A 14,783-nucleotide genomic window follows, 5' to 3' on the forward strand; every position below is an offset into this window, starting at 1 on the left:
AGAAATGAACCGTATCGGCCTTGCAGCCGATCAGAGGAAGCATGTGCGATGAGTGACGTTAAAGCCGTACAACACGCCAGCCACTGGGGCGCCTATCGCGTCCTGGTCCAGGACGGCAGGATCGTCGGCACCGAGCCGATCCCCGAGGATCCGGCCCCCTCCCCCATCATCGGCTCGATCACCGACTGGGTCGATCGGGCGCGGCGTATCGCCCAGCCCATGGCGCGGGAGAGCTGGCTCGAGGCCAAACGCGCCGGCCGTCCCACCGACGGCAGCGGCCGCGGGCAGGAGCGTTTCGTGCCGCTGTCCTGGGAGGAGGCCTTTCGGCTCGTGGCCTCGGAGATCGACCGCGTGCGCCAGGACCACGGCAACGACGCCATCTTCGCCGGCTCCTACGGCTGGACGAGCTGCGGGCGCTTTCACCATGCGCCATCGCAGTTGAAGCGCATGCTCAATCTGGTGGGCGGCTACACCGGCCATGTGGACACCTACAGCATCGCCGCCGGCCCCGCGATCCTGCGGCATACGCTGGGCAACGACGAGGCCTGCGTTGGCAAGGCCTCGACCTTTGACGCCATCGCCGAACACACGCAGACACTGCTCGTCTTCGGCGCGCTGGCGCCCCGGACCGCGCAGAACGAGGCCGGCGGCATCGGCGCCCACACTCTGGAAGAGAACCTGAAGCGCATCGCCGAGCGCGGCGTGCGGGTGATCCACATTTCGCCGGTGAAGGACGACCTGCCGGAGTGGGTCGGCGCCGAGTGGTGGCCGATCCGCCCCAACAGCGACACCGCCCTGATGCTCGCCCTGGCGCAGGAAATCCGCCGTGCCGGCAACCACGACCTGGCCTTCCTGGAGCGCTATACCAGCGGCACCGACCTCTTCCTCGACTACCTCGCCGGCCACAGCGACGGCGTGGAAAAGACCGCCGAGTGGGCCGCTTCGCTCACCGGCCTGGATGCCCAGGCGATCCGCGACCTGGCGGCGCGGCTGCCCGCCACGCGCAGCATGATCACCGTGAGCTGGAGCCTGCAGCGCGCCCAGCATGGCGAGCAGCCCTACTGGGCGGCGCTGGGTCTGGCCTCCGTGATCGGCCAGATCGGCCTTCCCGGCGGCGGCGTGGGATACGGCTACGGCTCGCTGGGCGGCATGGGCGCCGCCATTCCGCTGTCCCGCTCCCCCTCGCTGCCGCAGCTGACCAAGCCGAACCGGGCCTTCATTCCCGTGGCGCGGATCACTGACCTATTGCTCAACCCCGGTGGGGCGTTCGACTACGAGGGCAAAAGCTACCGCTACCCGGAGACCCGCATGGTCTACTGGGCCGGCGGCAATCCCTACCATCACCACCAGGACCTGAACCGCCTGGAACGGGCCTGGGCGCGGCCGGAGACCATCGTGGTGCAAGATCCCTGCTGGACGGCAACGGCGCTGCGCGCCGACATCGTCCTGCCGGCCACCACCTCGCTGGAGCGCAACGACATCGCCGGCAACCGCCGCTGCGACCTGATCGTCGCCATGCAGAAGGCGGTGGAGCCTCTGGGCGAGGCCCGCAACGATTTCGACATCTTCTGCGGCCTGGCCAAGGAGCTGGGCGTGCTGGAGGACTTCACCGAAGGCCGCGACGAGATGGGCTGGTTGCGCCACATGTACGAGAAGGTCCGGCACAACAGCCAGGAGCGTTTCGGCCACGCGATGCCGGACTTCGAGGGCTTCTGGGAAGCGGGCTACGTGCCGGTGCCCACGAAGGAGAATCACACCTATCTGGAGGCCTTCCGCGCCGACCCGGACGCCAGCCCCCTCACCACGGAAAGCGGGCGCATCGTGCTGGGCAGCCAGCTTCTGGCGGAACGCTGTTACGAGGATTGCCTGGCGCATCCGGCCTGGCTGCCGCCGCAGGAGTGGCTCGACGGCAAACGCGCGGGCTTCCACCTGCTGTCCAACCAGCCCACGGGGCGCCTGCACAGCCAGCTGCACCAGGGACCGACCAGCCTGGCAGAAAAGCGCAACGGCCGCGAGCAGCTACGCCTCAACCCGGCCGATGCCGAGAAGCTCGCCATCGCCGACGGCGCGACGGTGCGCGTCTGGAACGAGCGCGGCAGCTGCCTCGCCACCGCCAGCCTGAGCGATGCGATGGCGCCCGGCGTGGTCGTGCTGCCCACCGGCTCCTGGCTCACCTATTCTCAGGATCGCAGCCTGGAGCTTTCCGGCAACCCCAACGTCCTCACCCCCGACGTGCCGACCTCCAGCTTCGGCCAGGGCTGCGCGGCCCACACCTGCATGGTGCAGATCGAGGCCTATGACGGCCCGGCACCGGACCCCACCGACTATTATGACCGCAGCTTGCGCCAGGCCGGTGTGCGGGTTTAGGTCATTGCTAGTGAGCCAGAAAAGGACGGCACGACAATGAGCGACATGGCAATCAGCCGCTTCCCGGTTCCCCGCATGGCCGACCTGCCCCAGGACATCGCCGAGCGCATCCTGGCGGTGCAGGAGAAGTCGGGCTTCGTGCCCAATGTCTTTCTGGCGCTGGCGTACCGGCCGGATGAGTTCCGCGCCTTCTTCGCCTATCATGACGCCCTGATGGAGCGGCCGGGCAACCTCAGCAAGGCCGAGCGGGAAATGATCGTGGTGGCGACCAGCGCGGCCAACCAGTGCCAGTACTGCGTCATCGCCCACGGCGCGATCCTGCGCATCCGCATGAAGAACCCGCTGATCGCCGACCAGGTGGCGATCAACTATCGCAAGGCGGACATCGCGCCGCGCCAGCGCGCCATGCTCGACTTCGCGCTCAAGGTCTCGAAGCAGGCCGAGAGCGTGGAGGACGCGGATTTCGCCGCGCTGCAGGAGCACGGTTTCACCGACGACGACATCTGGGACATCGCCGCCATCTCCGCCTTCTTCGCCCTGTCCAACCGCCTGGCGAACGTGATGGGCATGCGTCCGAACGACGAGTTCTACACGCTGGGCCGCGGCTGACAGCACAAGCGCACAGCGATACCCACAGCACGAGGGGCAGAACACCATGGCCGAACGCTTCCAAGCACTGCTGATCGAAGAGGTCGAGGGCAAGCCCAAGGCGCGCTTTGCCGAGCTGGGTCTCGACGACCTGCCGGACCATGAGGTGCTGGTGGAGGTCGCCTACTCGACGCTGAACTACAAGGACGGCCTGGCGGTCAGCGGCAAGGGACGCATCGCCCGGCGCCTGCCCATGGTGGCCGGCATCGACCTTGCCGGCACCGTGATCGAGTCCCGTTCACCCGACTGGCAGCCCGGGGACAAAGTGCTGGTCAACGGCTGGGGTCTCTCAGAAAGCGAATGGGGCGGCTACAGCCGCTATCAGCGCCTGAAACCGCAGTGGCTCACCCGGCTGCCCAAGGCCTTCAGCCTGGAGCAGGCCATGGCCATCGGCACCGCGGGCTACACGGCGGCGCTCTGCGTCCACGCCCTGGAGAAGTGGGGTTTGCCGGCCGGGCGCGAGGTGCTGGTGACCGGTGCGGCCGGCGGCGTCGGCTCCGTTGCCATCGCCCTGCTGTCCGCCCGCGACCATCAGGTGACCGCCGCCACCGGACGGCCCGAAACTCACGACTACCTGACGGCGCTGGGCGCCAGTGCCTTCGTGGCTCGCGAGGAGCTATCGGAGAAGGGCAAGCCGCTGCAGAAGGAGCGCTGGGGCGGCGCCGTGGACACGGTGGGCTCGACGACCTTGGCCAACGCGCTGGCCCAGACCTGCTACGGCAGCGCGGTGGCGGCCTGCGGTCTGGCCGGCGGCCCGGACCTGCCGGCCACCGTGCTCCCGCACATCCTGCGCAGTGTCGCTCTCATCGGCGTCGACTCGGTGATGGCGCCGCCGGCCCGGCGCGAGGAGGCCTGGGGCCTGCTGGCCGAAAGCCTTGATCCCAAGGCCCTGGACAGCATGACCCGGGTCGAGCCGCTGTCACGGCTGCCCGAGCTGGCCGACGAGATCCTGGCCGGCCAAGTCCGCGGCCGCGTGGTTATCGAGATCGGTTAAGCGAGCAACGCTGCCTAAACGTCCAGGCTATCGGCCGTTACGAAGCGGGCGTGCTCCTGGATGAAGGCGAAGCGCAGTTCGGCCTTGCGGCCCATGAGCTGCTCCACCCGCTCCTCGGCCAGGCGGCGTTCCGTGCCGTCCTCGTCCAGATCGGTGGCCTCCTGGATCACCACGCGCAGCAGCGTGCGCTTGTCGGGATCCATGGTGGTTTCCTTGAGTTGGCCCGGTGGCATCTCCCCCAGGCCCTTGAAGCGGCTCACCTCCACCTTGCCCTTGCCGCCGAAGCCTTCCTGCAACAGCCGTTCGCGATCATCCTCGTCCCGGGCATAGGCGACCTTGCCGCCCTGGCTGAGGCGGTAGAGCGGCGGCTGGGCCAGGAAGAGGCGCCCGGCCTCGATCAGGCCCGGCATCTCGCGGAAGAAGAAGGTGATTAGCAGGCTGGCGATATGGGCGCCGTCCACGTCCGCGTCGGTCATGATGATGACCCGCTCGTAACGCAGCTTGCTGACGTTGAAATCCTTGCGCAGCCCGCAGCCCAGGGCCAGGCCGATGTCCTGCACCTCCTGATTGCCGCGCAGCTTCTCCGGCGAAGCGGAAGCGACGTTCAGGATCTTGCCGCGCAGCGGCAACACGGCCTGGGTGTCGCGCCGGCGTGCCTGCTTGGCCGAGCCGCCGGCCGAATCGCCCTCCACCAGGAAGAGCTCCGTTCCATCCGCCCCGCTGCGCGCACAGTCCGCGAGCTTGCCGGGCAGGCGCAGTTTCCGGTTGGTGGCCGTCTTGCGCGACTGCTCCTTTTCCTGGCGCCGACGCAAGCGCTCCTCCGCGCGCTCCACCAGACGGTCGAGCAGTGCCGAAGCGCGGGCGGGATCGGCCGAAAGCCAGTGGTCGAAGTGGTCCTTGATCGCCGCTTCCACCAACTTTGCCGCCTCGGGAGAGGAGAGCTTCTCTTTCGTCTGACCCTGGAACTGGGGTTCGGGAATGAAGAGGGACAGCAGGGCACAGGAGCCGCCGAGCACGTCATCGCCGGTGATCTGGGCCACCTTGCGATTTCCGATCATCTCGCCGTGCGCCTTGATCGCCCGCAACAGGGCCGCGCGCAGGCCCTGCTCGTGGCTGCCTCCCTCGGGCGTGGGCACGGTGTTGCAGTAGGAGGAGGTGAAGCCGTCGTCGCGATCGGCCGGCCAGGTCACGGCCCACTCGACGCGACCCGCCTGGCCGGAAAACTCTGCCTGCCCGGCAAAGGGCTCGGGCACCAGGGTCGCCCGCTCGCCCATGACCGCCTGCAGGAAGTCCCGCAGACCGTCCGGGAAGTGCAGCGTCGCCTCCGGTGGCGTCTTGTCCCCCTCGCCCAGCAGGCCTGAATCGCAACTCCAGCGAATCTCGACACCGCGGTGGAGATAGGCCTTGGAGCGGGCCATGCGGTAGAGCCGCGCCGGGATAAAGCGAGCGTTGGCGCCGAAGATCTCCGGGTCGGGCTGAAACACGATGGTCGTGCCCCGGCGGTTGTGCACCGCTCCAGCGGACTCCAGCGGCCCCTGGGGCAGGCCACGGGCATAGACCTGCCGCCAGAGCTTGCGGTCGCGCGCCACCTCGACGGTGAGCTCCTCCGCAAGCGCGTTGACCACGGACAGACCGACACCGTGCAGGCCGCCCGAGGTCTGATAGGTCTTGGCCGTGAACTTGGCGCCCGAATGCAGGGTGGTGAGAATCACCTCCAGCGCCGACTTGTCGCGAAACTTGGGGTGCGGATCGATGGGAATGCCGCGGCCATTGTCGCGCACGCTCACACGGTTGCCCTGCTCCAGTGCCACCTCGATGCGCGTGGCATGTCCGGACACCGCCTCGTCCATGGCGTTGTCGAGCAGTTCGGCCACCAGGTGATGCAGCGCCCGCTCGTCCGTGCCGCCGATGTACATACCGGGGCGGCGGCGTACGGGCTCAAGACCCTCCAGGACCTCGATGTCCTTGGCGGAGTAGTCCTGCTCGTCTTCGGGAAGCGTTTGAAAGAGATCGGCCATGCGCGGCATTATAGGAGTCACCTTCTATGCCGCAAGCAGATGCGGTATTTCAGAACGCGAGGCTCCACGAAATATGGTAGAGATCGCCACCTATGACTGCTGACCCATCACCACCGCGCGAGCAACCCGCGCTGCGCACCCAGGCTATGCCCGCCGACGCCAACGTCAACGGCGACATCTTCGGCGGCTGGGTGCTGGCACAGATGGACCTTGCAGGCGCCGTTCCGGCCCACGCCCGGGCCCGGGGCCGCATCGCCACGGTGGCGGTTGAAGCCATGCGCTTCCACAAACCGGTCTTCGTGGGCGATCTGGTCTCCTGCTATGCCCGTCTGGCCCGTGTCGGCACCACCTCCCTGACCGTGGTGATCGAGACCTGGGCCAAGCGGCATCTCTCCGACGAGGAGGTGAAGGTGACGGAAGGCACCTTCGTCTATGTGGCCATCGACGATCAGGGACGCCCGCGCACACTGCCGGCGATCAATCCATGACGCCGGAACGCCAGCCAATTCGACTGGCCGAACTTGAGAACGAGCGCCTGCGCCATCTCTTTCATTACTGGCGGGAGCGCTGTCCGCCCGACGGGCGCCCCATGCCGCGTGCCGCCCTTGATCCGATTCCCCTGGGTCCGCTGCTGCCCTACATCATGCTGATCGAGGTCGTCTCTGTAGGCGAGGCTGGCAGCTTTCCTGAGCTGCGCTTCCGTCTGGTCGGCGACGAGATCGAGGGACGTTACGGCCGCTCGCTCAAAGGCACGGTGCTCAGCGAGACCTTCCCGCTGGTCCAGCGCAGCGACACCTCGCACCAGTGGAGCGAGATCCTGTCCGACTGGACACCCAAGTACCGCCGCGGTCCCATGGGATTTCCCAACGGCCGGCGCTTCGAGGCCGAACGTCTCCTCCTCCCCTTGTCTCAGGACGAAGCGCCCGTCGCCTTCCTGCTCGGCGCCATCTTCTATCAGCCCTTGGCCACAGATGAGGTTGAACCACAGACCGTGGCCGGCGATCTGGAGGGATGATACCAGGACTCCACCAATAGGCGCTGCGGAGACTGGTCCGCCGCGCTGTGCGCCAGAGAGGACGACTGCCGATGCGTATCCTCGCGATCGAGGAGGCCACCGCCTCCATCGCCTCGGACATCCGTAACGCCTACATCGACTTCAGCCGCATGGATGTCTCGGTGGTGAAGATCACCACCGACGTGCAGCGCGACGGCCAGCCCGTCGTGGGCTATGGCTTCAACAGCAACGGCCGCTATGCCCAGGCGGGCATCCTGCGTGAGCGCATTCTTCCCCGCCTGCGGGATGCCTCGCCCGAGAGTCTGCTCGATTGCGAGCGGGACAACCTCTGCCCCTTCCGGGCCTGGGACGTGATGCTGCGCAACGAGAAGCCCGGTGGGCATGGGGAGCGCTCCGTGGCTGTGGGCGTGGTCGACATGGCGCTCTGGGATGTCGTCGCCAAAGTCGAGGAGAAGCCGCTGCATCAGCTCCTGGCCGAGCGCTACGGCAACGGCACGGCGGCAAACTCCGCCTTCGTCTATGCCGCCGGCGGCTACTACTACCCGGAAAAGGGCTTGCCGGGGCTGCAGGAGGAGATGCGCGGCTACCTGGATCTCGGCTACGACACGGTGAAAATGAAGATCGGCGGTGCGACACTGCAGGAAGACTGCGAGCGGATCGAGGCGGTGCTGGACCTGCTGGGCGGCGACGGCCACCGCCTGGCGGTCGATGCCAATGGCCGCTTCGACCTGGAAACCGCCATCGCCTACGCCAAGGCCCTCTCTCCCTATGGTCTGCGCTGGTATGAAGAGCCGGGCGATCCGCTGGATTTCGCGCTGCAGGCCACGCTGGCCGCGTTCTACGACGGCCCCATGGCCACCGGAGAAAACCTCTTCTCGCACCAGGATGCCCGCAACCTGCTGCGCTACGCCGGGCTGCGCCCGGATCGCGATGTGCTGCAGTTCGACCCGGCGCTCTCCTATGGCCTGGTCGAGTATCTGCGCACGCTCGACGCCATGCGCCGCACCGGCTGGTCACCGGCCCGCTGCATTCCCCACGGCGGCCACCAGTTCGCGCTCTGCATCGCCGCGGGGCTGGGTCTGGGCGGCAATGAGTCCTACCCCGGCATCTTCGCGCCCTTCGGCGGCTTTGCCGACGAAATCCCCATCGAAAACGGCAGGGTCCGCCTGCCCGACACGCCGGGTATTGGCTTCGAGACCAAGGCGGCGCTGATGGCGCTGTTCGACGAACTCTTCGGGTAAGGCAGCCCCTACCACCAGCGGCGCAGTGCGGCCTTCTCGATCTCGACGACGAGGAAAAGCAGCAGGGCGCAGCCGACGATCAGGCCCCATTCCTGCCCACCCAGCGGGGCCGTGCCAAAGAGTAGGTGCATCGGAGGGGCGTAGGTGAAGAGTCCCTGCAGCACCACCACCAGCCCGATGGCGATCAAGGCGGGGCGACTGCCAGCGAGAGACTCCCAGGAAAGGCAGGACGCCCGCAGATGGCGAGTGTTGATGAGATAGGCAATCTCGCCGACCACCACGGCATTGACCGCCGCGGTGCGTGCAACCTCCAACGATGCGCCCTGCTGGGTCAGCCAGAGGAAGAGCCCCAGTGCCGCGCCGAGCAGCAGCACCGAAACCAGCACCAGACGCCAGAGCAGGAACCCGGACAACAGCGGTTCACGCGGTGGCCGCGGCGGGCGGTCCATGATGTCCGGCTCGGGCTGCTCGAAGGCCAGCGCCAGGGCCAGGGTGACGGCGGTGACCATGTTCACCCAAAGGATCTGCACCGGCGTGATCGGCAGGGCCAGGCCCAGAAGAATGGCGGAGATGATGACGAAGGCCTGGCCGCCATTGGTCGGCAGGATGAAGAGGATGGCTTTCTTCAGGTTGTCGTAAACCCGGCGCCCCTCCTCCACCGCCTGAGCGATGGAGGCGAAGTTGTCGTCGGCCAGAACCATCTCGCTGGCTTCCTTGGCCGCTTCCGTGCCCTTTTGCCCCATAGCCACGCCCACATCGGCCGTCTTGAGTGCCGGCGCGTCGTTGACGCCGTCACCGGTCATGGCCACGACCTCGCCGCGGCGTTGCAAGGCCTCCACCAGTCGCAGTTTCTGCTCCGGCGTGGTGCGAGCGAACACCTCGACCTCGCCCACTGCCTCTTCCAGCGCGGACTGGTCCATGGTGGCCAGGTCCTGGCCGGTCAGCACCTTGCCGTTCTGACCCAGCCCCAGCTTGCGCGCGATGGCCAGCGCGGTAGCGCCGTGATCTCCGGTGATCATGCGCACGGCGATCCCGGCCCGGCGACAGCGGGCGACGGCAGCGATCGCCTCGTCGCGCGGCAGATCTATGATGCCGAAGATGCCGAGCAGGGTCAGGCCGCCCTCCACATCATCGAAGGTCAAAGCCAGCTTGTCCTGCGCCGCATCGGCTTCGGCGATGGCCAGGACGCGCATGCCCTGGTCGGCCAGGGATTCGATCCGGGCCAGCCAGGCCTCCCGATCGATGGGCCGCCGTCCCGCCTCAGCCAGTTCCCGGTCGCAGCGCTCCAGCACGATCTCCGGGGCGCCCTTCACATAGATCATGCGCTGCCCACGGTGGTCGTGGTGCAGGCTTGCCATGAACTTGTGCTCGGACTCGAAGGGGATAACATCGCTGCGCGGGCAGGCTTTCTGCTCATAGCCCAGATCCCTGCCCGACTTTGCCGCCAGCGCCAGCAGGGCTCCGTCCGTTGGATTGCCGTGCAGGATCCAGCCTTCCGCGGTCTCGCGCAGCTCGGCGTCGTTGCAGCGCAGTCCGCCCAGCAGCGCCGCCTCCACGGCAGGAAGGTTTTTCGGATCGCAGCGGCTGCCATCGCAGGAGAAGGTGCCCTCGGGTCCATAGCCCGTGCCGGTCACCTCCAGGTCGTACTCCGCGGTGATCAGGCGCTGAACAGACAGTTCGTTGCGCGTCAGCGTGCCGGTCTTGTCGGAGCAGATCACCGTGACCGAGCCCAGGGTCTCCACCGCCGGCAGCCGCCGAATGATGGCATTGCGCCCGGCCATGCGAGTGACCCCGATCGCCAGCGTGATGGTCAGGATCGCCGGCAGACCTTCCGGAATGGCTGCCACTGCCAGACCGACCGCAGCCAGGAACATTTCGCTGGAACTGTAATCGCGCAACAGTATGCCGAAGGCGAAGGTGATTGCGGCAAGCAGCAGAATAGCCAGACTCAGCCAGCGGCCGAACTGCGCCACCTTATGCAGCAGCGGTGTGGTCATGGGCGCGACATCCGCCATCATGCCGCTGATGCGACCGATTTCCGTACGCGGGCCCGTCGCCACCACAACGCCGGCCGCCTTGCCCTGGGTCACAAGCGTGCCGGCATAAGCCATGGAGCGACGATCGCCCAGCAGAGCATCGATCTCGACCGGCTCGCTGTCCTTCTCGCTCGGCAGCGATTCGCCGGTCAATGCTGCCTCCTGCACCTGGAGACTGCGCGTCTGGTGCAGTCGCAGGTCGGCCGGGACCTTATCGCCCGATTTCAGCAGCACCAGATCGCCGGGCACCAGTGCACCGGCGTCGATTGTCCTGCGCTGGCCCTCCCGCACGACAGTGGCTTCCGGCGAGAGCATGTCGCGGATGGCTTCCAGGGCACGCTCCGCCTTGCCTTCCTGGAAGAAGCCGACGAAGGCGTTGATGATCACCACGCCGAAAATGACGCCGCTGTCGATCCAATGGCCGAGAAGCGCCGTGACCAAGGCTGCCACGACCAGAACCTGAATCAGGACATTCTCGAACTGCGCCAGAAAGCGCCGCAGCGGGCCACGTCCCTTGGGCGGCTGCAGACGGTTGGGTCCATGCTCCGCCAGCCGGCGCTCGACCTCCGCTTCCTCCAGTCCTCTTTCGGAGGTCGCGAGCTCCTCGAAGATTCCGCCAACCGGCCGGTGATGCCAGGACGGGGGAGTGTCGCTCGCGTCGGGCATGGAGAGCTTTCCGGATGAAGGGATGAATCCCGCCTTGATATGGGAGTCGGGCGGCGGAGAGACATGACATGAATCAAGCTCCCGGCCGAATTGCCCTACCCAGTATAAAGCAGGTTGAGTCTGGTTGGCCTCTCCTGGCGCTCCCGCCTAAGTTTCGGGCCGCAAAGCCTGCTGCAGCACACGTGCGACATGCAGCGCCTCGCGTTGGCTGCCGTCAGCGATCTGGTGGCGGCAGGAGGTGCCGTCGGCCACGATCAGGGTGTCCGCGGAGGCGGCGCGCACCGCCGGCAGGAGGTCGGCCTCGCCCATGGCGCGGGAAACCTCCAGGGTTTCCGCCTGATAGCCGAAGGCACCGGCCATGCCGCAGCAGGAGGTCTCCACCGTTTCCACCGAAAGGCCCGGGATCAGTTTCAGCACCCGTTCCACCGGCTTGAAGGCGGCGAAGGCCTTCTGGTGGCAATGCCCATGCAGCAGGGCACGGGTCTGCGGCAGCGCCTGCAGCGGGACGTCCAACCAGCCTTCGTCCAGTCCCAGGGCCAGGAACTCCTCGAAAAGCAGCGCCTTGCGCGAAAGGCGGTCGGTTTCCGCCCCCGGCTGCAGGGCCATGGCCTCGTCGCGGAAGGTGAGCAGGCAGGAAGGCTCGAGGCCGATCACCGGCAGATCGCGCTCCAGGAAGGGACGCAGCGCCGCCAGGGAGCGGCTCTGCTCGGCCCTTGCCTCATCCACCAAGCCGGCTGCGAGATAGGTGCGCCCGCAGCAGAGCGGACGTTCGCCGTCCGGTGCCTTGGCCAGATGCACCCGGCAGCCCGCAGCCACCAGCACGGCGCAGGCCGCCTCCAGGTTCTCCGGTTCGAACCAGCGATTGAAGCTGTCCGCGAGCAGCACGACCTCGCGCCCGCCTTCCGGTCCCAGCATGCTTTCGCGCGGCAGGAAGGGGCGAGAAGACCAGCGTGGCAGCGGCCGCTCCGCCGCAAGGCCCAGCAAACTCTCACTGAGCCGCGCCGCTCCCGGCAGATTGTCGCGCAGATTGGCTAGCCAGGGCGCGCGCGCCAGCCAGGGCGCATAGCGTGGCAGATGGGCGATCAGGCGCTCGCGCAGCGGCACACCCTTGGCCTTGGCGCGCTGATGCTGCACCTCGATCTTCATGCGCGCCATGTCGACGCCCGTGGGGCACTCGCGCTTGCAGCCCTTGCAGGAGACGCAAAGCTTCAAGGTCTCCGTCATCTCATCCGAGGTCAGGGCATCCGGCCCCAATTGGCCGGAGAGCGCCAGGCGCAGGCTGTTCGCCCGGCCGCGCACCAGGTGCTGCTCGTCGCGGGTCACGCGGTAGGAGGGGCACATCACCCCAGCATCGAACTTGCGGCAGGCGCCATTGTTGTTGCACATCTCCACCGCGCCGGCGAAGCCGCCCCAGGCGGTCCAGTCCAGCGCGGTGTCGAGCGGTGACACGCCGTAATCCGGCGGGTAGCGCATCAGGCTGCGGTCATCCATGGCCGGCGGTGCGACGATCTTGCCCGGGTTCAGCCGCCCCTCGGGATCCAGGCGCTGCTTCACATCGCCGAAAGCGTTCACGAGACGCTCGCCGAACATCTGCCGATGCGCTTCGGAGCGCACCAGGCCGTCGCCGTGCTCGCCCGAATGGCTGCCCTCATAGGCCCGCACCAGTTCGAAGGCCTCCTCGGCGATGGCGCGCATGGTGCTGGCGCCCACCGGATCCTTCATGTTCAGCACGGGACGCACATGCAGGCAGCCGACCGAGGCATGGGCATACCAGGTGCCGGTGGTGCCGTGACGCTCGAAGACCTCGGTCAGGCGCCGCGTGTACTCGGCCAGGTCCTCCAGGCGCACAGCACAGTCCTCGACGAAGGAGACGGGTTTGCCGTCGCCCTTCATCGACATCATGATATTGAGGCCCTGCTTTCGGACCTCCCAGATGGCGGACTGGAAGGCCGGGTCCACCGCCTGCACCACGGCGCCGGGATGGCCCAGGTCGCCCATCAGTTCCACCAGCCTGTCCAGCCGGCGCAGGTTCTCCGCCTGGTCTTCCTCCGCGAACTCCACAAGCAGCAGGGCATCGGGATCGCCCTGCACGAACTGATCCACGACCTCCCGAAAGGCCGGAATGTCGCGCGACAGACCGAGCATGGTGCGGTCGACCAGTTCCACTGCCGTCGGCCCGAGCTCAACGATGTGCTGCGGCGCCTGCATGGCCTGGTAGAAGGTGGGGAAGTGGCAGACGCCGAGCACCTTGTTGCGCGGCAGGGGCGCAAGCCGCAGTTCGATCTGCTTGAAGTAGGCCAGCGTCCCCTCGGATCCGACCAGCAGGTGCGCCAGGTTGGGCGGGTCGCCGGGCCGCCGCGCGATCTCGCCGGACAGCGCTTCTCCGGCCGGCAGGAGTGCGTCCAGGTTGTAGCCGCCCACCCGACGCATCAGGCGGGGAAAGCGCGTGGCGATCTCCTCGCGCTCACGCGTGGCGATCCCAAGCAGGTCGTCGATCAGGGCCTGCTGCGCGGAGGGGTGATTGCTGCGCGGCGCACCAGCTTCCAGCACGCCGCAGTCGAGCGTGCTGCCATCGGCCAGCACCGCGGCGATGCCCTCCACATTGTCGCGCATGGTGCCGTAGCGCAGCGAGCGTGAGCCGCAGGAGTTGTTGCCGGTCATGCCGCCAATGGTGGCGCGACTCGCGGTGGAGACATCGACGGGAAACCAGAGACCGTGCGGTTTGAGCTGGCGGTTCAGGTGGTCCAGGACGAGTCCCGGCTGCACCGTCGCGCGCCGCGCCTCGGGATCCAGAGAGACGAGCCCGCGCAGGTGCTTGGAGAGGTCGAGCACCAGCGCGTCACCCACCGTCTGGCCGCACTGGGAGGTGCCGCCACCGCGGGGCAACACCGGCACGCCCTCCTCGCGGGCGATGGTGAGCGCCTTCTCGACATCGTCTTCGCTCCGCGGCACCACCACGCCCAGCGGCTGGATCTGGTAGATCGAGGCATCGGTGGCATAGCGCCCCCGACTGAAGCCATCGAAGAGTACCTCCCCTTCCAGCTCCGCCGACAGGCGGCGTGCCAGGGCGGAATCGCTCGCATCGGCCCCGGCGGACTGGTCGAGTGGCATGGCTCTCTCCTTCGGCGCGTTCGCGCCAACTGTTCCTTCAAGTCTTAGGCAAGTCTCAGGCAAGTCTCAGGCGTGCGCCTGCTGGGACCGGCGCCGGGCCTGCTGCCGCTCGATCTCCTGTCTCAGCTTGAGCTTGAGCCCGACAACCTCATACATGCCGAGATCGGTGATTTCCGCAATGTCGCGCAACGGCAGGCCCGTTTCCAGCAGCAGCACGCGGGCAAAGTCGCCCCGCGGCATGGATCGGTCACTGCGTGGCTGATTGTGCCGCCCGCGCTTGGAATCGGCGCGGCGCTGGGCTTCCTCCTCGCGCTGGCGGCGAGCCACCTCCTCGCGATGGCGCTGGCGCGCCCTGCTGGCCGCGGCTTCCCAGGCATAACCGGCCCAGGCGGCCCGACGCATGGAGGGGCTCATAGTCTCGGTCCAGCCCGGTCCCATCTCCTCGCCAGCGCTGCGGCTCTGCCCGGCCGCTTCGCGCTCCTGTTCCTCCTGGCGCCCACAGGCGCGCGCCGCCTCCTCCAGGTCCATGCCCGCAGAATCGGCCATGCGCTCGGCCGCGGCCAAGGCCGCCTCGCGTTCGCCCGCGAAGGGGCTCTCCGCGGCAAGCGTGAGGAGCTTGCGGAAGCGCTGCTGTTGGGAGCTGCTCAAGGACTGTGTCATAACAAACGATCACTATAACGTCAGACG

At 67.5% G+C, this 14,783-nt stretch carries 10 protein-coding genes; 6 read left to right on the plus strand and 4 right to left on the minus strand.

What is annotated here, in order from left to right; genetic code table 11:
- Positions 1 to 48 precede the first annotated feature (48 nt).
- The 3 genes from ABZ720_RS09940 to ABZ720_RS09950 are packed head-to-tail and all read left to right on the plus strand — an operon-like array spanning position 49 to position 4,009.
- Entirely contained in the window at positions 49 to 2,367 is a 2,319-nt protein-coding gene (locus ABZ720_RS09940; protein ID WP_366555363.1) for a molybdopterin-dependent oxidoreductase, read from the plus strand.
- Between the two features lie 36 nt (positions 2,368 to 2,403).
- On the plus strand, positions 2,404 to 2,976 hold the full coding sequence (locus tag ABZ720_RS09945) for a peroxidase-related enzyme (protein ID WP_366555364.1): 573 nt from the start codon (positions 2,404 to 2,406) through the stop codon (positions 2,974 to 2,976).
- Positions 2,977 to 3,022: 46 nt separating this feature from the next.
- Complete coding sequence (locus ABZ720_RS09950) at positions 3,023 to 4,009, plus strand: MDR family oxidoreductase (protein ID WP_366555365.1); 987 nt, start codon at positions 3,023 to 3,025, stop codon at positions 4,007 to 4,009.
- 14 nt (positions 4,010 to 4,023) lie between these two features.
- Here the strand turns inward: ABZ720_RS09950 and parE are convergent, their stop codons facing one another.
- Positions 4,024 to 6,027, minus strand: a complete 2,004-nt coding sequence (gene parE, locus ABZ720_RS09955; protein ID WP_366555476.1) for a DNA topoisomerase IV subunit B — start codon at positions 6,025 to 6,027, stop codon at positions 4,024 to 4,026.
- A 92-nt stretch (positions 6,028 to 6,119) separates the two neighbouring features.
- On the opposite strand from parE, the gene ABZ720_RS09960 reads away from it, so the two are divergent.
- From ABZ720_RS09960 to ABZ720_RS09970, 3 genes are all read left to right on the plus strand, one after another.
- A complete protein-coding gene (locus ABZ720_RS09960) occupies positions 6,120 to 6,515 on the plus strand; it encodes an acyl-CoA thioesterase (RefSeq protein ID WP_366555366.1) in 396 nt (131 codons plus the stop codon).
- A complete protein-coding gene (locus ABZ720_RS09965) occupies positions 6,512 to 7,042 on the plus strand; it encodes a PAS domain-containing protein (protein ID WP_366555367.1) in 531 nt (176 codons plus the stop codon). Before ABZ720_RS09960 ends, ABZ720_RS09965 begins: the two co-directional genes overlap by 4 nt.
- Positions 7,043 to 7,113: 71 nt before the next feature.
- Complete coding sequence (locus ABZ720_RS09970; RefSeq protein ID WP_366555368.1) at positions 7,114 to 8,283, plus strand: mandelate racemase/muconate lactonizing enzyme family protein; 1,170 nt, start codon at positions 7,114 to 7,116, stop codon at positions 8,281 to 8,283.
- Between the two features lie 8 nt (positions 8,284 to 8,291).
- Here ABZ720_RS09970 and ABZ720_RS09975 read toward each other — a convergent pair whose 3' ends face one another.
- The 3 genes from ABZ720_RS09975 to ABZ720_RS09985 all read right to left on the minus strand — a co-directional run bounded on the left by ABZ720_RS09975 (position 8,292) and on the right by ABZ720_RS09985 (position 14,756).
- A complete protein-coding gene (locus ABZ720_RS09975) occupies positions 8,292 to 10,985 on the minus strand; it encodes a cation-transporting P-type ATPase (RefSeq protein ID WP_366555369.1) in 2,694 nt (897 codons plus the stop codon).
- Between the two features lie 147 nt (positions 10,986 to 11,132).
- Positions 11,133 to 14,096, minus strand: coding sequence for an FAD-binding and (Fe-S)-binding domain-containing protein (locus tag ABZ720_RS09980; protein ID WP_366555370.1), 2,964 nt, complete (start codon positions 14,094 to 14,096; stop codon positions 11,133 to 11,135).
- Between the two features lie 66 nt (positions 14,097 to 14,162).
- Positions 14,163 to 14,756 carry a hypothetical protein gene (locus ABZ720_RS09985; protein ID WP_366555371.1) on the minus strand — a complete coding sequence of 198 codons (594 nt, stop codon included), beginning with the start codon at positions 14,754 to 14,756 and terminating at the stop codon, positions 14,163 to 14,165.
- Positions 14,757 to 14,783: the final 27 nt, after the last annotated feature.

Origin of the sequence: Aquibaculum sediminis (assembly GCF_040712085.1) — a bacterium.
Taxonomy (GTDB): domain Bacteria; phylum Pseudomonadota; class Alphaproteobacteria; order Kiloniellales; family DSM-21159; genus Aquibaculum; species Aquibaculum sediminis.